Source organism: Cryptosporangium minutisporangium (assembly GCF_039536245.1).
In the GTDB taxonomy this organism is placed as follows: Bacteria; Actinomycetota; Actinomycetes; order Mycobacteriales; family Cryptosporangiaceae; genus Cryptosporangium; species Cryptosporangium minutisporangium.
In genome coordinates this window covers 1-17,446 of the sequence record NZ_BAAAYN010000027.1, presented here as the reverse complement: position 1 = coordinate 17,446, position 17,446 = coordinate 1, and the positions used below count along the sequence as shown (strand labels likewise).

Here is a 17,446-nt window from a genome sequence, read left to right as displayed (position 1 = left end):
ATCCGTCTCCACGCAACGCGTGGAGACGGATTCGACGTATATGCGCGTGGTCGGCGAACTGGCGGCAAGACGACGCTGGTCGACGTCATCACCGGGCTGACGAAGCCGACCGCGGGAGACGTGCGGTTCGCGGGCGCGAGCATCGTCGGCAAGCGCGAGTTCGAGGTCGTCCGGCTCGGGATCGGACGGACGTTCCAGACCGCGTCGGTGTTCGAGGACCTCACCGTCGCCGAGAACGTCGACCTGGCGGCGAACTACCGGACGCCGCTGCTGAAGCTGTTGCGGCGGCGGAAGGGCATCTCGGACGGTGTTCGGACCGCGCTGGAGGTGACCGGCCTGGACGCGCTCGCCGACCGGCCCGCGGGTGTGCTCTCGCACGGGCAGCGGCAGTGGCTGGAGATCGGCATGCTGCTCGCCAGGGGCCGCGCCTGCTGCTCCTGGACGAGCCGGTCGCCGAGATGAGCCGCGACGAGCGCGACCGCACCGGCGATCTGCTGCGCGAGATCTCCCGCGACCGGACCGTGCTCGTGATCGAGCACGACATGGACTTCCTGCGGCGGTACGCGAACGACGTCACCGTGCTGCACGAGGGGAAGGTGCTGATGACCGGCACGGTCGACGCGGTGCAGTCCGACCCGGGAGTCCAAGAGGTCTACCTGGGTCGCTCCGAACGAGGCGCGAAGGCGGAGGCGTGATGCTGACGGTAGAGAAGCTCAACGTCTCCTACGGCCGGGCTCAGGTCCTTTTCGACGTGGACGTCGAGCTGCAGGCCGGTTCGCTGATGTGCGTGATGGGCCGCAACGGCGTCGGCAAGACCACGCTGCTCAACGCCGTGATGGGCGTGGTGCCGACCGGATCCGGCCGGGTGCTGTTCGAGGGCAGGGACGTCACGAAGACGCCCACCCACGCCCGGGTGAAGGCGGGCATGGGCTACGTCCCGCAGGGGCACGAGACGTTCGGCCAGCTGACGGTCGCGGAGAACCTCTGGGTGACGCTGGAGGCCGTGGGCGGCCCCAGAACGGCGGTGGACGAGGCGCTCGATCTCTTCCCGGCGTTGCGGAAGTTCCTGAAGCGACGGGCCGGGTTCCTCTCCGGCGGCCAGGCCCAGCAGCTGGCGATCGCGCAGGCGCTCGTCACAGGTCCGAAGTTGCTCATCCTGGACGAGCCCACCGAGGGGATCCAGCCGTCGATCATCCTCGAGATCGAGGGCGCGATCGCCGAACTGCACCGGTCCGGCCTGGCGATCCTGGTCGTCGAGCAGTACCTGGAGTTCGCGCTGCGCCTCGCGGACGCGTTCGTGGTGCTGGACGCCGGTGAAGTCGTGCACTCCGGCAGCCGCGAGGAACTCGGCGACGACCGCGTCCGTCGGCTGCTGGCGGTCTGAACCGCCAGCACAGAGCGAGGCCCCGGGCGTGTGCCCGGGGCCTTCCTCTGCAGCGCCTACAGCAGCTCCTCGTCTTCCTCGGGGAAGTAGTAATAGAGCGTGACGTGCGGACGGTTGGCGCCGGCCTCGAGGTCGTAGTGCAGCAACACGTCCATCACGCCGATCGGGCCGTCGGTCTCCATCTCCTCGATGGTCGCCGCGGCCGCCCTGAGCAGGTCCGGTATCCGATCCTGGCCCGGACCCTCAGGCAGGGCGATATTGACATGACGGCACTGGAAGCCGTGGTGGATCCGATCGTGTGGCATCGACTGTGATCATGCCGTGTAGGTAGGGGACGTCTGCAACCGGCTCCGGGGAGTCGGTACAGCTTTCTTCCCACGCGGACCCGGCCGATTCGGACGGGTGGGACTGGTACTACGCGTCCTGCTCACCGACGTGACTATCCATCCTGACTCAGTGGTGTGGTCCCCCGTGGACGAGCTCTAGTCTTCCTCGGGGCCGGGGTCACGGCCAGCCGCGGCGCCCGGTCCGCTCTCCGCCGCCGCGCCGGAGACCGGCTCCGTGCGCACGACCCGCGTCGGGCCGCTCACGTGTGCGGTGGTCGGCGGGTCGCTGACGGTGGCACCCTCGATCGGCGCGGCGACCGGCTCCGCGGATTCGTCGGGACGCAGCCAGATGACGCCGAGCGGCGGCAGCGTCACGATCGCCGACGCGGGTTCACCGTGCCACGGCTTGGCCTCTGCCTCCACCGCGCCGAGATTCCCGACCCCGGATCCGCCGTAGACGTCCGCGTCGGTGTTGACGACCTCGTGCCAGGTGCCGGTCCGCGGCAGGCCGACCCGGTAGTCGTGGTGCGGGTGCCCGGCGAAGTTCGCGACGCACGCGATCACCGAGCCGTCCGAGCCGTAACGCAGGAACGAGAAGACGTTGCTCGACGCGTCGTTCGCGTCGATCCAGGAGAAGCCCGCCGGGTCGACGTCCTGCGTCCAGAGGGCCGGCGTCTCCCGGTACACCCGGTTGAGGTCACCGATGAGCTTCTGGACACCCGCGTGGTCGGGGTTGTCCAGCACCCACCAGTCCAGCGAACGGTCCTGCGACCACTCCGCCTCCTGGGCCAGCTCGCCGCCCATGAACAGCAGCTGCTTACCGGGGTGCGCCCACATGTAGGCGTAGAGCGCACGGAGGCCGGCGAGCTTGCGCCACCGGTCACCCGGCATCTTGCCGAACAGCGATCCCTTGCCGTGCACCACCTCGTCGTGCGACAGCGGCAGGACGAAGTTCTCGCTCCACGCGTAGACCAGTGAGAACGTCATCTGGTGGTGGTGATACTGGCGGTGGATCGGGTCCCGGCTGACGTAGTCGAGCGTGTCGTGCATCCAGCCCATGTTCCACTTGAACCCGAAGCCGAGCCCGCCGACGTGGGTGGGGCGGCTGACGCCGGGCCACGACGTGGACTCCTCGGCCACCATCATCGTTCCGGCGTGGTGCCGGTACACGGTGGCGTTGAGCTCCTGCAGGAACTTGACCGAGTCGAGGTTCTCCCGGCCGCCGTACTGGTTCGGCAGCCACTCGCCGTCCTTACGCGAGTAGTCCAGGTAGAGCATCGAGGCGACCGCGTCGACCCGCAGGCCGTCGATGTGGAACTCCTCCAGCCAGTACAGCGCGTTGGCCACCAGGAAGTTGCGCACCTCGTTGCGGCCGACGTCGAACACCAGCGTGCCCCAGTCCGGGTGTTCACCCCGGCGCGGGTCGGCCGGCTCGTAGAGGTGCGTTCCGTCGAACTTCGCCAGCGCCCACGCGTCCTTCGGGAAGTGGGCAGGCACCCAGTCGACGATCACGCCGATGCCGGCGTTGTGCAGCCGGTCGACCAGGTAGCGGAAGTCGTCAGGCAGACCGAAGCGGGACGTCGGCGCGTAGAAACCGGTGACCTGGTAGCCCCAGGAGCCGCCGAACGGGTGCTCGGCCACCGGCAGGAACTCGACGTGCGTGAAGCCGAGCTTCGTCACGTACTCGACCAGCTCGTCGGCGAGCTGCCGGTAGGACAGGCCCTGCTTCCACGAGCCCAGGTGCACCTCGTAGACGCTGACCGGCTTGGCGTGCCAGCCGCCGCGGTCCCGCTCGGTCACCCACTCGGCGTCGGACCATTCGAACGTCGACTCGGTGACGACGCTGGCCGTGGCGGGCGGCACCTCGGTGGCGAACGCCATCGGGTCTGCCTTCTCCCGCCAGTGCCCGTCCGGTCCGAGGATCTGGTACTTGTACCGGGCGCCGACCTCGACCTCCGGCACGAACAGCTCCCAGACACCGCTCGAACCCATCGACCGCATCGGCAGCGCGCGGCCGTCCCAGAACGAGAAGTCGCCGGTCACCCGGACGCCACGGGCGTTGGGCGCCCAGACCGCGAAGCTCACCCCGGTGACCGGGCCGGCCGGGGTGCCGTAGTGCCGCACGTGCGCGCCGAGTGCTTCCCAGAGCCGCTCGTGCCTGCCCTCACCGATCAGGTGCAGGTCGACCTCGCCGAGCGTCGGCAGCCACCGGTACGGATCGTCGCTGACGTGCGTCCCGTGGCCGGCGCCGTGCTCGTACCGCACCTCCAGCCGGTAGTCGCCCGGCTGTTCGGTGAAGTCGAGCGAGAACACGCCGCCGTCGTGGATGCGCGTCATCTCCCGGCGCTCGTCCCCGATCAGCAGGGTGACGGCCGCGGCCTCCGGCCGCAGCGTCCGGACCACCCAGCCGCCGCTCTCCGTGCGATGGACGCCGAGGATCCCGTGCGGGTTGTGGTGTTCGCCGCGGACCAGGCGGTCCAACTCGATCCGGTTCACGGACGTCTCCGGTGGGGCGGTCTCCGGGTGAATGCTCATGGCACCTTGGTTTCCCGTGTGCTGCCCCGCCATGCAGGCCGGAACCTGCACGGGAGGCGAGGGGTGGTCTCAGGTAGCGAGGCGGGCGATCGACCGCAGCGGGATGTCCACCCAGCCCGGTCGGTTGTCGTACTCGTAGGCCACCTCATAGACGGCCTTGTCCAGCTCCAGCGCGCGGAGCAGGACCGGGTTGGCCTCCGGGTCGGCGAGCGTCACGCCGTCCTTGGAGTACCCCTCGATGAACGCGGCCCGGTTGCGGTCCGCCCACTCGACGACGCGTTCGTCGGCCGCCGCGTTGATCTCGTCGGCCTCGACGTTGCCGACCAGCAGATGGTGCGCGGCGTAGTCGAACGAGCGGAGCATGCCGGCGACGTCCCGCAGCGGCGACATCTTGGCCACCCGCTCGGGCAGCGGACGGGCGGGCTCGCCCTCGAAGTCGATCAGCACCCAGTGCGTCAGCGTCCGGAGCACCTGGCCCAGGTGCAGGTCGCCGTGGATCCGCTGGACGATGACCGGCTCGCCGTGGCGGGCCACCTCCGCGAACACCCGGCGGATGCCGGGCTCGAACGGGGCCAGCCCGCTGACCCGTCGCAGTACCGCGTCCAGCCGGGCGTTCATCCCGGCGACGACGCTGTCCAGGCGGTCGGCAGGCACCACCTCGGTGCCGAGTGCCTTGACCAGATCGGTGTGCACCGCGGCGACCGCTTGGCCGAGGCGGCAGGCCTCGGTCGAGAAGTCACTGCCGAGCTCCTCGAGGGGCATGTCGGGCTCGTTGATCAGGTCCCGCACCGACGCGGTCGCCATCGACCAGCCGTCCGCGCAGTTGGCGAAGAAGCGCTGCACCAGCCCGTAGGTGACCGGCGCATTCTGCAGCTCGCCTTCGATCGCGCCGTAGAGGTCGGCGATGTGGCCGCTCCCGACGCTCCGCAGCGCCCGGTGCAGCTCGAGGTCCGGGCTGACGCCGCGGTCGAGCTTCCGGAACAGCTTCATGATGTATTCGTCGCCGAAAACGACCGAGGTGTTGCTCTGCTCGGCGGAGATCGGCTTGCTGCCCAGGCTGGTGTCGATCACGGCACCCGGCTCGTGCCGGAACCGCACCCCGTCCAGGTCGGCGTTCGCGGCGATCAGGTCGCGAACCTGGCCGGTCAGGTCCTGGTCGTGCGCGGCGTCGTAGGCCCAGAGGCCGTGCTCCACCTCGCCGATCCGGGCGTGGTCGAGCCGCTCGGGCAGCTCCCGGCGCAGGCCGACCAGGAGCTGGTAGCGCTCGACCCGTCCACCGGAGGCGACCCCCACCACCACGTGTTCGAGGCGGGGGCCACCGGCCGCGAAGTCGTCGAACCACAGGTCGGCCTTGACCACCTGGACGTCGTCGATCTCGCGCTGCTTGTCTCCGAACCAGCGCTGTCTGGGCAGCCACGAGGCGAGCAGGCCCGTGAGGGCCTCGGCGTGCGTGACCAACGTTGTCATCCGACACCTCCCGAGGTCGCGGGGCGCCTTCTCGAGACGCCCGGCGTGCGGTTCCCGGCTGTCCGCGCGCTCGGTGGAAACATCGGCCCGCCTATCCGCGCTCGTCGTGCGGGGTGAGCTGGAACCAGTAGAAACCGTGGCCGGGCAGCGTCAGCAGATACGGCAGCTCGCCGATCGGCGGGAAATGCACCCGGCCGGTGAGTTCCACCGGCGTGCAGCCGCGGAACCGCCCGAGGTCGAGTTCGACCGGCTGGGGGAACCGCGACAGATTGTTTACGCATATCACTATGTCGTGTTCCCCATCTGGCCCGACGTATTCACGTACGTAGGCCAGCACTGTCGGATTTGATCCACCGAGGTCGGTGAAGGTCCCCAACGGGAACGCCTGGTGCTGCTGTCGGATCTCGATCATCCGGCGCGTCCAGTGCAGCAGCGACGCGCTGGCCCCGAGCTGCGCCTCGACGTTGGTGACCTGGTAGCCGTAGATCGGGTCCATGATCACCGGCAGATAGATCCGGCCCGGGTCGCAGACGGAGAAGCCCGCGTTGCGGTCCGGCGTCCACTGCATCGGCGTCCGGACGCCGTCCCGGTCACCGAGCCAGATGTTGTCGCCCATCCCGATCTCGTCGCCGTAGTACAGCACCGGCGAGCCGGGCAGCGACAGCAGCAGCGCGGTGAACAGCTCGATCTGGTTCCGGTCGTTGTCCAGCAACGGCGCCAGGCGACGGCGGATGCCGACGTTCGCGCGCATGCGCGGGTCCTTGGCGTACTCCGTGTACATGTAGTCGCGCTCTTCGTCGGTCACCATCTCGAGCGTCAGCTCGTCGTGGTTCCGCAGGAAGATGCCCCACTGCGCGCCCTCGGGGATGTCCGGCGTCTGGGCCAGGATCTCCGAGATCGGGAACCGGGACTGACGGCGGACCGCCATGAAGATGCGCGGCATCAGCGGGAAGTGGAACGCCATGTGGCACTCGTCGCCGCCGACGGTGGGGTCGCCGAAGTACTCGACCACGTCGGCCGGCCACTGGTTGGCCTCGGCGAGCAGCACCCGGCCCGGGTACTCGTCCTCGACGACCTTCCGGCACCGCTTGAGGAACTCGTGGGTGCGCGGAAGGTTCTCGCAGTTGGTGCCCTCCTCCTCGAAGAGGTAGGGCACGGCGTCCAGGCGGAAACCGTCGATGCCGAGGTCCAGCCAGAACCGCAGGACGTCGAGCATCGCGTCCTGGACTTCCGGGTTCTCGAAGTTCAGGTCGGGCTGGTGGCTGAAGAACCGGTGCCAGAAGAACTGGCCGCGCACCGGATCGTAGGTCCAGTTCGACGACTCGGTGTCGATGAAGATGATCCGCGCGTCGGCGTACTTCGAGTCGTCGTCGCTCCACACGTAGAAGTCGCCGTAGGGCCCGTCCGGGTCCCGCCGCGATTCCTGGAACCAAAGGTGCTGGTCGGAGGTGTGGTTCATGACCAGATCGGTGATCACCCGGATCCCACGCTTGTGCGCCTCGTCCAGGAGCGTCACGAAGTCCTCGACGGTGCCGAACTCCGGCAGCACCGCGCGGAAGTCCGCGATGTCGTAACCACCGTCGCGCAGCGGCGAATCGTAGAACGGCGGGAGCCAGAGGCAGTCGACGCCGAGCCAGGCGAGGTAGTCCAGCTTCGCGGTCAGACCGGCGAGGTCTCCGGTGCCGTCACCGGAGGAGTCGTAGAACGCCCGGACGAGGACCTCGTAGAAGACCGCACGCTTGTACCACTCCGGATCGAGCGGCATCTTGCGTGCGTGCTTGAAGCTCTCGGACTGGGGTTCGACGAGGTGCCCGTCGGCCGTGTGCGGGTGTGCAGCGGCGTCCTCGACGGTGCGCTCCAGGGTGTGGGCGCGAAGTCTCGGCGGGTGAGGCAGGGAAATGGTCATGTGCGCCCTCAGGACGTCTGGCGGTGGATCGAGAAGATGTGCGCGACCTGCTGGTACGGATCGAGGCGGACGGCGTTGTGCTGTCCCCACTCGAAGCTTGCCCCGGTCAGCTCGTCGACTACCCGGAACCGGTCATGCCAGTCGAATCCAAGAGCTGGCATATCGAGCGCGGTGTTTCCCCAGTGCGCGTTGTGCGGGTCAAGAGTGCACACGACCAACACGGTGTCCAGCCCCCGGTCCGGGGTCTGGAGCTGCTTGGAGAAACAAATCAGCGCGTCGTTGTCGACGTGGTGGAACCGGAGGTTGCGGAGCCGCTGCAGCGCCGGGTGGGCACGGCGCAGCTCGTTGAGCCTGCCCAAGAACGGCGCAAGCGTACGCCCTTCGGCTTCGGCCCGCTTCCAGTCCCGTGGACGGAGCTGGTACTTCTCCGAGTCCAGATACTCCTCGGAGCCGGGGCGCACCGCGACGTGCTCGTAGAGCTCGTAACCGGAGTAGACGCCCCAGGTCGGCGACATCATGCTGGCGAGCACCGCACGGATCGCGAACATCGCCGGACCGCCGTACTGCAACGACGCGTGCAGGATGTCCGGGGTGTTGACGAAGAAGTTCGGCCGCATGTAGTGGCCGGCCTCGACCAGCTCCCGGCCGTACTGCTCCAGCTCCCACTTCGCCGTCCGCCAGGTGAAGTAGGTGTACGACTGCGTGAAGCCGATCTTCGCCAGGTGGTGCATCATCGCCGGCCGGGTGAACGCCTCGGCCAGGAAGATGACGTCCGGATGGGCCTTCTTGACCTCCCAGATCAGCCAGTGCCAGAAGTCCGTCGGCTTGGTGTGGGGGTTGTCGACCCGGAAGATCTTCACCCCGTGCTCGACCCAGATCAGCACGACGCGGAGCATCTCCGCGTAGGCGCCGTTGCGGTCGTTGTCGAAGTTCAGCGGGTAGATGTCCTGGTACTTCTTCGGCGGGTTCTCCGCGTACGCGATCGTCCCGTCGGGCAGCGTGGTGAACCACTCGGGGTGCTCGGTGACCCACGGGTGGTCGGGCGCGCACTGCAGAGCGAGGTCGAGCGCGATCTCCATCCCCAGCTCACGGGTGCGGGCCACGAACGCGTCGAAGTCCTCGAACGTCCCCAGCTGCGGATGGATGGCGTCGTGGCCGCCGTGCTTCGACCCGATCGCCCAGGGTGAACCGACGTCGTCCGGGCCGGGTGTGAGCGTGTTGTTCTTGCCCTTGCGGTTCACCTCGCCGATCGGGTGGATCGGCGGCAGGTAGACGACGTCGAAGTTCATGTCGGCGATCGCCGGGAGCCGGCGTGCCGCGGTGCGGAACGTGCCGTGCACCGGCGGGCCGACGGCGTCCGAGCCGGGCTCGGGCACGACCGAGCCCTCCGACCGCGGGAAGAACTCGTACCAGGAGCCGTAGAGCGCGCGCTCGCGGTCGATCCACACGCTGTAGGCGGGCGACCGGGTGACCAGGTCGCGGACCGGACGCTCGGCCATGACCGGCCCCAGCGCGAGCCCCGGCTCGACCCGCTCGGCCAGCGGCCGGGTGGTGTCGCGGAGCGCCGCGGCGGCGTCGAACAGCTCGTCCCGCTGCTGCCGGGGCGCGAACCGGCCGGCCTTCAGCAGCAGCCGGGCACCGATCTCGAGGTCGTTGGCGAGCTCCACCGCCGACTGACCGGCCGCGATCTTCACCTCGACGGCGTGGTGCCAGGTGGCGTACGGGTCGCCCCACGCCTCGACGACGAACGTCCAGCGCCCGGGGGCGTCGGCGACGACGGAGGCGTGCCAGCGATCGTTCTCGCCCTTGACCATGGGCGTGAACGGTGTTCGCCGCCCGTCCGGGGCGGTCCACACAACGTTTGCTCCGACCGCGTCGTGGCCCTCGCGAAAGACCGTGGCGGAGACGGGCATCAACTCACCCACGACGGCCCGCGCTGGATACAAACCAGCGGAGACGACGGGGGTGATGTCTTCGATCGCGAAGCGTCCGGTCATCAAGGCCTACCGTATCGAGTCAGAGGGACGGTCGCGGTGACGGTCCGGGGCGCCTACGGGCATCCCCCGTTCCAGGGTCCCCTGTGCACGATGCCCTGGAGTCCCGGTGGAGGTATAGCCGCCCCGAGCCGAAAATACTTGCGGGACACGGAGGCAATGTTCGCGCCCGTGACACGGGAACCAACCCCAGCGTCGGTAGGGTGCGCCCCGTGAGAGCCCTACGTCGTTTTACCGTGCGGGCCAAGTTGCCCGAACCACTGGCCCCGCTGGGTGAGCTCGTGATGAACCTGCGGTGGTCGTGGAACCCGCCCACGGTCGACCTCTTCGCCTCGGTGGACCCCAAGGTCTGGGAGCAGGTCCGGCAGGATCCGGTACGGCTGCTGGGCGAGGTGTCCGGCCAGCGGCTGGAGGCCCTGGCCGCCGACCCCGGCTTCTTGGAGCGCCTGAACGCGGCCCACGCCGAGTTGCAGCGCTACCTGACGGAGCCCCGCTGGTACCAGGAGCAGGCCCAGCTCGGCGCCGACTCGGGTGAGCCGCTGCCGGCGTCGATCGCCTACTTTTCGCCGGAGTTCGGCATCACCGAGGTGCTGCCGCAGTACTCCGGAGGCCTCGGCATCCTGGCGGGCGACCACCTCAAAGCAGCCAGTGACCTCGGCGCGCCGATCGTCGGTGTCGGCCTTCTGTATCGATCCGGATATTTTAGTCAGTCCCTCACCGCGGACGGCTGGCAGGCCGAGCACTACCCGCCGCTGGACCCGCACGGCCTGCCGTTGCAGCGGCTGACCGACGCGGACGGGGCGCCGCTGAAGATCTCGGTGAACCTGCCGGAGCACCGTGTGCTGCACGCGCACGTCTGGAAGGCCCAGGTCGGGCGGGTTCCGCTGCTGCTGCTGGACTCCGATATCGAGGACAACAGCCCGACCGAGCGGAACGTCACCGACCGTCTGTACGGCGGCGGTGCCGACCACCGCCTGCTGCAGGAGATCCTGCTCGGCATCGGTGGCGTCCGCGCGCTGCGCGCCTACGCGGCGCTGACCGGTGAGCCCGCCCCGGAGGTGTTCCACACCAACGAGGGCCACGCGGGCTTCCTCGGGGTGGAGCGCATCCGCGAACTCGTCCAAGGCGCCGGACTGACGTTCGACCAGGCGCTCCACGCGGTGCGGGCCGGGACGGTGTTCACCACGCACACTCCGGTCCCGGCCGGCATCGACCGCTTCTCGCGCGACCTCATCGCGCACGTGTTCGGTGCCGGTGTCCTCGCCGACGTCCCGGGCATCCCGATCGAACGGTTGCTCGCGCTCGGTGCCGAGGACGACTCGGGCGTGTTCAACATGGCCCACATGGGCCTGCGCCTCGGCCAGCGCGCCAACGGCGTCAGCAAGCTGCACGGCGACGTCAGTCGTTCGATGTTCAACGGTCTCTGGCCGGGCTTCGAGGCGACCGAGGTGCCGATCACCTCGGTCACCAACGGCGTCCACGCGCCGACCTGGGTGGCGCGCGAGACCGCGGAGCTCGGCTCCGGCCAGGTCAACGACGAGCTCTGGTCGGCGATCGCGGGAGTGCCTGCCGAACGGCTCTGGGCGACCAGGCGGACGCTGCGCGCGAAGCTGGTCGGCGAGGTCCGCCGCCGGTTGCGCGAGTCGTCGCTGCGGCGCGGGCACACCGTGGCCGAGCTGGGCTGGATCGACTCGGTGTTCGACCCGGACGTCCTGACGATCGGGTTCGCGCGGCGCGTTCCGTCGTACAAGCGGCTCACGCTGATGCTGCGGGACCCCGACCGGCTCCGCTCGCTGCTGCTGGACCCGGAGCGCCCACTGCAGATCGTCATCGCCGGTAAGAGCCACCCGGCGGACGAGGGCGGCAAGATGCTGATCCAGCAGATGGTGCGGTTCACCGACGACCCGGCCGTCCGCAACCGGATCGTGTTCCTGCCCGACTACGACATCGGCATGGCCCGGTACCTCTACTGGGGCTGCGACGTCTGGCTGAACAACCCGCTGCGTCCGCTGGAGGCCTGTGGGACGTCCGGCATGAAGGCGTCGCTCAACGGCGGTCTCAACCTGTCCATCCGGGACGGGTGGTGGGACGAGATGTACGACGGCGAGAACGGCTGGGCGATCCCCACCGCGGACGGCGTCATCGACCCCGACCGGCGGGACGACCTGGAGGCGGCAGCCTTCTACGACCTGCTCAGCACCCACGTCCGGACGCTGTTCTACGACCGCGGCGAGGACGGCATCCCGGCGCGCTGGCTGGAGATGGTCCGGCACACGCTCAGCTCGATGGGGCCGAAGCTGACCGCCACCCGGATGGTCAGCGACTACGTCGAGCGGCTCTACGCCCCGGCGGCGCGCAGCTCGATCCGGGTCCTCGCCGACGACTACGCCGGTGCGCGCAGGCTCGCCGAGTGGCGCGGACAGGTCGCCGAGCACTGGAACGGCGTCAAGGTGGCCCACGTCGAGTCGTCCGGCATCGGCGACACGCCCGAGCTCGGTGCGACCGTCAACGTACGCGCCGAGGTCAATCTCGGCGGTCTGGCGCCGGAGGCGGTCGCCGTGCAGGCCTGCTACGGAACCGTCGACATGGACGACGTACTGCACGACGTCCACGCGGTGCCGATGCGTCCGCTGGGCAACGGGGGTGACACCTACCGGTACGAGGCGGATATCCCGCTCGAGCAGGCCGGACCGTTCGGCTACACGGTGCGGGTGCTGCCGTACCACGACCTGCTCACGGATCCGGTCGAGCTCGGTCTAGTGACGACCGCCTGAAGTAGTTCTGGCCCATAATTCACGCATGGTGTTTGCAGGCGGTACCGGTCGGTCCGCCACGGAGCCTCCAGGATCTTCGGAGACCGTGGCGGACCGCTCGGACGACGGGCGCGGACTGTCGAGTCTCGAGGACGAGCTGCGGGTCGTCCACGCGCGCATCGACCAGGTCAAAGCTCGGATGCGCTCGGCCATCGACATCTTCGGGTTGCTCGGGTTCGGGCTGGCGTTCGTCGGTCTGATCGTCGTCGCCGGTCTGGCCGCGGTCTCGTTCGCGTCCGACGAGACCGGCGTCGGCATGCTGTTCAGCGCGCTCACGCTGGTGGCGCTGCCCATCGTCGCGATCGCGGCGTGGCACGCGTTCGGTCGCTTGTGGTCGCTCTCCCGCGAGCTCTCGGTGCTCCGCCGCCGGGAGGCGACGATCTTCTCCGAGTTGGAGAACGTCGGCGGGCCCGTGGTCGGCGACACGTTCGTCGACGGCGGTCCGCCGAGCGGACTCGGTGGCCTGATGGGCGGGCTGGGCCGGGGGAGCCGCCGGGCAGCCGTGATCGACCAGCCACCGCCGGGGAACACCGCCGACGGGTACAAGGAGGTCACCGAGCGGAACCGCGGCATCTTCGGGCGTGCCGCCGCACTCTGGTTACTCGTCGGGGTGGGAATCCTGTTCCTGATCTTCGTTCTCGGCGTGGCCCTCGGCTCGGCCAGCACCAGCTAGGGGCGGCCCACCACCCGCAGCAGCACCGTGGACCAGGCCGACAACGGCCGGGACGTGCCGCCGTCCAGCAACTCGCCACCGTCCGGCAGGTCCGGCCGGGCGGTGTCGAACACGACGTGGTACCGCTCGGCCCAGGGCGGGCCGGGCAACCGCACTTCGAGGTCACCGTCGGCGGCGTGAACCCAGAGCAGGTACGAGTCGTCGACGATGCGCTCTCCGCGCAGCGTCCGGTTCCGGATCTGTTCGCCGTTGAGGAACATGCCGAGCGTCCGGGCGTCGTGGCGGTTCCAGTCCTCGGGGCTCATTAGCCCGCCGTCCGGCCGGAACCAGCACAGGTCGCTGACGGGGCTGTCGACATCGGTCGGCGCGCCGACGAAGAACGAGCGCTGGCGGAACACCGGTGCGCGTGACCGCAGCGCGAGCAGCCGCGAGGTGAACCCGAGCAGGCTCTCGTCCTCCGGGGTCAGCTTCCAGTCCATCCAGGACAGCTCGTTGTCCTGGCAGTAGGCGTTGTTGTTGCCGCCCTGCGTTCGCCGCATCTCGTCGCCTGCGGTGAGCATCGGTACCCCGGCGGAGAGAACGAGCGTGGCCAGCGCGTTGCGGATCTGGCGGTTGCGCAGCGCCACGACCGCGCCGTCGTCGGTCTCGCCCTCGACCCCGCAGTTCCAGGACCGGTTGTCGTCGGTGCCGTCCCGGTTCTGCTCGCGGTTCGCGTCGTTGTGTTTGTGGTTGTACGTGAACAGATCGCGCATCGTGAAGCCGTCGTGCGCGGTGATGAAGTTGATCGACGCGAACGGGCGCCGCCCGTCGTCCTGGTAGAGGTCCGAGGACCCGGAGAGCCGGTACCCCAGTTCGCCGAGGCCGCGGATGCCGCCCCGCCACAGGTCGCGGACGGAGTCCCGGTAACGGCCGTTCCATTCGGTCCACAGTGGCGGAAAGTTGCCGACCTGGTATCCGCCGGCGCCGACGTCCCACGGCTCGGCGATCAGCTTGAGCTGGTTGACCACCGGGTCCTGGTGGATGACCGCCATGAAGGCGGACAGTTGGTCGACGTCGTGCATCGACCGCGCCAGAGCGGACGCGAGGTCGAAGCGGAACCCGTCGACGCCCATGTCCAGCGCCCAGTACCGGAGCGAGTCCATCAGCATCTGCAGCACCGCCGGCTGCCGGGCGTCCAACGTGTTGCCGCAGCCGGTGTAGTCGACGTACCGGCTGCCGTCGGACGGGTCGAGCCGGTAGTAGCCGCGGTTGTCGATCCCGCGGAAGCTGAGCGTCGGACCGTCGCCGCCGCCCTCGGCCGTGTGGTTGTAGACCACGTCGAGGATGACCTCGATGCCGGCCGCGTGCAGCGCGGCCACCATGTCGCGGAATTCCTCGACCTGGCCGCCCGCGTCGCCACGGGACGAGAAGCGGGAGTCCGGCGCGAAGTATCCCAGCGTGTTGTAGCCCCAGTAGTTGGGCAGTCCGCGGGCGGCGATCGTGGGTTCGGTGACCATGTGGTGCACCGGCAGCAGCTCGACGCTCGTCACCCCTAGTTTCACCAGGTGGTCGATGGCGGCGGGGTGGGCGAGCCCGGAGTAGGTGCCGCGCAGGTGCTCCGGGACCTCCGGGTGGCGCATCGTGAAGCCGCGGACGTGCAGTTCGTAGATGACCGTGTCCTCCCACGGCACCCGGGGCCTGGTGTGGGAGAGGCCGGTCGCGCGGGCCAGCACGACCGAGCGCAGCGTGTAGGGCGCCGAGTCGTGCGGATCCGGCCAGCCGCGGGACGCGTCACCGGTGTGGCCGTACAGCGCCTGGTCGTAGGTCACCTGCCCGGAGTAGGCCCGGGCGTACGGGTCCATCAGCAGCTTGGCGGGGTTGAACCGGTGTCCGGCGATCGGGTTCCACGGCCCGTGGACGCGGTAGCCGTAGCGCTGGCCGGGGCCGACGTCCGGGACGTATCCGTGCCAGACGTGGTAGGTGCTCTCTTCGAGCATCAGGCGTCGTTCGTGCCCCGCCTCGTCGAACAGGCAGAGGTCGACGCCGACCGCGTGCGGGCTCCAGAGGGCGAAGTTCACACCGTCGCCGTCCCAGGTGGCACCCAGGGGAAACGGGTGGCCCGGCCAGGGTCCGTCGGGATCGGCCGTCGTTTCGCTCATCGTGCGCCCCCAGTGAGCCGGACCTGCACTGCAAGCCTGATGTGCACAGATTAGGGGGCGGGTCTGACAAACGTAACTACTGCTCCCGGGATGAGCGGTTCTCCCGGCTACCGTCGGCGTGCCGGGCCGGGGGCTTCGGCGCGCCGGGCCGGGGGAGGGCGTCGGCGACTGGCCCGGGTGTTGTTGGATGGGCGTGTGCCTGCCGCTCCCCGTTCGAACCGTCCTGCGGAACGCAACGCCAGTCGTGTCGTCGGCCCGAGTGATTCCGCCGAGGATCAGCGCTCGTCCGAGCGTGTCGTCGGTCGCGCGACCGTCCCGTCGGTTTCGCCGATCTTCTCCGTGACCTCCGGAGTTTCCGTGGTGCCCGCCTCGGCGGTGGCCGGTGCCGGTGCCTCGGCGAAGGCCGGTGCTGTGGCGGAGACGGGTGCCGAGGCGAAGGCGGGTGCTGCGGCGAAGGCCGCCACGCCCGCACCTGCTCCGCGGACCTATCCGGAGCCGGACGAGGACGCCGTGATCGACCTGGCCGGCGTCACCGTCACGCGCAGCGGCAACGACCTGTTGCAGGAGGTCGACTGGCAGGTCCGCGAGGACGAACGCTGGGTGGTGCTCGGCCCGAACGGTGCCGGGAAGACCACGCTCCTGTCGGTCGCGGCCGCGCGTCTGCACCCCACCCGAGGGCGGGTCGCGATCCTCGGCGAACAGCTCGGCAAGGTGGACGTGTTCGAGCTGCGGCCGCGGATCGGTCTGTCGTCCGCGTCCCTCGCCGAGCGGATCCCGGCGGACGAGACGGTCTCGGACGTGGTGCTGACGGCCGCGTACGCGGTGCTCGGCCGCTTCACCGAGGAGTACGACGCGGTGGACGCCTCGCGCGGCCGCACGCTGCTGGCCCAGTTCGGCGTCGACCACCTGGCCGCCCGGCTCTACGGGACGCTGAGCGAGGGCGAGCGCAAGCGCGTCCAGATCGCTCGTGCCCTGATGACCGACCCCGAGGTGCTGATGCTCGACGAGCCGGCGGCCGGGCTGGACCTCGGTGGCCGGGAAGACCTGGTCCGTCGCCTGTCGACCTTGGCCAGCGACCCGGCGGCACCGGCGCTGGTGCTGGTCACGCACCACGTCGAGGAGATCCCGCCGGGGATCACGCATGCGCTGCTGCTGCGAGAGGGTGCGGTGGTCGCGGCGGGTCCGTTGGCCGAGGCGCTCACCGCCGAGACGCTGTCGAAGACGTTCGGTCTGGATCTGCGCCTCGACCAGCAAGACGGTAGGTATAGCGCGCGAGCGTGCTGAAGCCGCCAGGCGTGCTGAAGCCGCCAGGCGTGCTGAAGCCGCCAGGCGTGCTGAACCCGCCAGGCGTGCTGAACCCGCCAGGCGTGCTGAACCCGCCAGGCGTGCTGAACCCGCCAGGCGTGCTGAACCCGCCAGGCGTGCTGAACCCGCCAGGCGTGCTGAACCCGCCAGGCGTGCTGAACCCGCCAGGCGTGCTGAACCCGCCAGGCGTGCTGAACCCGCCAGGCGTGCTGAACCCGCCAGGCGTGCTGAACCCGCCAGGCGTGCTGAACCCGCCAGGCGTGCTGAACCCGCCAGGCGTGCTGAACCCGCCAGGCGTGCTGAACCCGCCAGGCGTGCTGAACCCGCCAGGCGTGGCGGGCCCGCCAGGCCGTGCTCGTCGTGCCGGGCCGCTGCGCTGGCGCCGCCGCGCAGGGTGCCCGCCGCGATTTTTCGGGGACCCAACGTCTGAGCGGCGGGCTGCGGTCGGCAACGCCTCCAAAGCGGAGCGCTGGTTGGGTAGCAGCGGAACGCCGCTGCCCGGCGGAGGGCATCCGCCCGAGCCCTCGCCTGATGCTGGGCACGCCCGCGGGTCAGCACGCCGTAGGCAGGGATGGTTGTCGCCGTTTCGGGTGCCCGCCGAGATGGTTGTTGCGCTTCCAGTGCCATGGTCCGGAATGCACGACAACCACTGCGGGCGCCACCCGGAGAGCGCGACAACCACCCCTCACGCTGTCCGGAGAGCGCGACAACCATTGCGTGCGTCGCCCGAGGAGCGCGACAACCACCCCGCGCGCTGCCCGGGGAACGTCACAACCGCCCCAGCCGCCGCCCGGACAGCGCGACAGCCAACTGCGTGCGTCGCCCGGAATGCACGACAACCCCTGCGGGCGCCACCCGGAGAGCGCGACAACTACCCCTCATGCTGTCCGGAGAGCGCGACAACC

10 protein-coding genes and 1 pseudogene are annotated in these 17,446 nt (G+C 69.6%); 5 read left to right on the top strand and 6 right to left on the bottom strand.

Annotated elements, in window-relative coordinates:
- A pseudogene (locus tag ABEB28_RS21415) lies at positions 1-695 on the top strand (ATP-binding cassette domain-containing protein).
- A complete protein-coding gene (gene urtE, locus ABEB28_RS21410) occupies positions 695-1,384 on the top strand; it encodes an urea ABC transporter ATP-binding subunit UrtE (protein ID WP_345730024.1) in 690 nt (229 codons plus the stop codon). Before ABEB28_RS21415 ends, urtE begins: the two are co-directional and overlap by 1 nt.
- Positions 1,385-1,440: 56 nt before the next feature.
- Here urtE and ABEB28_RS21405 read toward each other — a convergent pair whose 3' ends face one another.
- From ABEB28_RS21405 to ABEB28_RS21385, 5 genes are all read right to left on the bottom strand, one after another.
- Positions 1,441-1,689 carry a hypothetical protein gene (locus ABEB28_RS21405; protein WP_051571295.1) on the bottom strand — a complete coding sequence of 83 codons (249 nt, stop codon included), beginning with the start codon at positions 1,687-1,689 and terminating at the stop codon, positions 1,441-1,443.
- A gap of 177 nt (positions 1,690-1,866) precedes the next feature.
- Complete coding sequence (gene glgB, locus ABEB28_RS21400) at positions 1,867-4,245, bottom strand: 1,4-alpha-glucan branching protein GlgB (RefSeq protein WP_345729942.1); 2,379 nt, start codon at positions 4,243-4,245, stop codon at positions 1,867-1,869.
- A 69-nt stretch (positions 4,246-4,314) separates the two neighbouring features.
- A complete protein-coding gene (locus ABEB28_RS21395; protein ID WP_345729941.1) occupies positions 4,315-5,712 on the bottom strand; it encodes a maltokinase N-terminal cap-like domain-containing protein in 1,398 nt (465 codons plus the stop codon).
- A 91-nt stretch (positions 5,713-5,803) separates the two neighbouring features.
- Complete coding sequence (gene treS / locus ABEB28_RS21390; RefSeq protein WP_345729940.1) at positions 5,804-7,618, bottom strand: maltose alpha-D-glucosyltransferase; 1,815 nt, start codon at positions 7,616-7,618, stop codon at positions 5,804-5,806.
- 8 nt (positions 7,619-7,626) lie between these two features.
- Entirely contained in the window at positions 7,627-9,615 is a 1,989-nt protein-coding gene (locus ABEB28_RS21385) for an alpha-1,4-glucan--maltose-1-phosphate maltosyltransferase (protein WP_345729939.1), read from the bottom strand.
- 209 nt (positions 9,616-9,824) lie between these two features.
- On the opposite strand from ABEB28_RS21385, the gene glgP reads away from it, so the two are divergent.
- On the top strand, positions 9,825-12,386 hold the full coding sequence (gene glgP / locus ABEB28_RS21380) for an alpha-glucan family phosphorylase (protein ID WP_345729938.1): 2,562 nt from the start codon (positions 9,825-9,827) through the stop codon (positions 12,384-12,386).
- 85 nt (positions 12,387-12,471) lie between these two features.
- Complete coding sequence (locus ABEB28_RS21375; RefSeq protein ID WP_345729937.1) at positions 12,472-13,098, top strand: hypothetical protein; 627 nt, start codon at positions 12,472-12,474, stop codon at positions 13,096-13,098.
- On the opposite strand, the gene glgX is transcribed toward ABEB28_RS21375, so the two are convergent.
- Entirely contained in the window at positions 13,095-15,236 is a 2,142-nt protein-coding gene (gene glgX, locus ABEB28_RS21370) for a glycogen debranching protein GlgX (protein ID WP_345729936.1), read from the bottom strand. The genes ABEB28_RS21375 and glgX overlap by 4 nt on opposite strands.
- A 411-nt stretch (positions 15,237-15,647) precedes the next feature.
- Between glgX and ABEB28_RS21365 the strand changes: the two genes are divergently transcribed.
- On the top strand, positions 15,648-16,520 hold the full coding sequence (locus ABEB28_RS21365; RefSeq protein WP_376980889.1) for an ABC transporter ATP-binding protein: 873 nt from the start codon (positions 15,648-15,650) through the stop codon (positions 16,518-16,520).
- The last annotated feature ends 926 nt before the right edge of the window (positions 16,521-17,446 follow it).

What these genes read in the sequence shown, in the direction of transcription:
- urtE (WP_345730024.1), top strand. Translation starts at nt 695, where the DNA reads ATGCTGACGGTAGAGAAGCTCAACGTCTCCTACGGCCGGGCTCAGGTC.
- ABEB28_RS21405 (WP_051571295.1), bottom strand. Translation starts at nt 1,689, where the DNA reads ATGCCACACGATCGGATCCACCACGGCTTCCAGTGCCGTCATGTCAAT.
- glgB (WP_345729942.1), bottom strand. Translation starts at nt 4,245, where the DNA reads ATGAGCATTCACCCGGAGACCGCCCCACCGGAGACGTCCGTGAACCGG.
- ABEB28_RS21395 (WP_345729941.1), bottom strand. Translation starts at nt 5,712, where the DNA reads ATGACAACGTTGGTCACGCACGCCGAGGCCCTCACGGGCCTGCTCGCC.
- treS (WP_345729940.1), bottom strand. Translation starts at nt 7,618, where the DNA reads ATGACCATTTCCCTGCCTCACCCGCCGAGACTTCGCGCCCACACCCTG.
- ABEB28_RS21385 (WP_345729939.1), bottom strand. Translation starts at nt 9,615, where the DNA reads ATGACCGGACGCTTCGCGATCGAAGACATCACCCCCGTCGTCTCCGCT.
- glgX (WP_345729936.1), bottom strand. Translation starts at nt 15,236, where the DNA reads ATGAGCGAAACGACGGCCGATCCCGACGGACCCTGGCCGGGCCACCCG.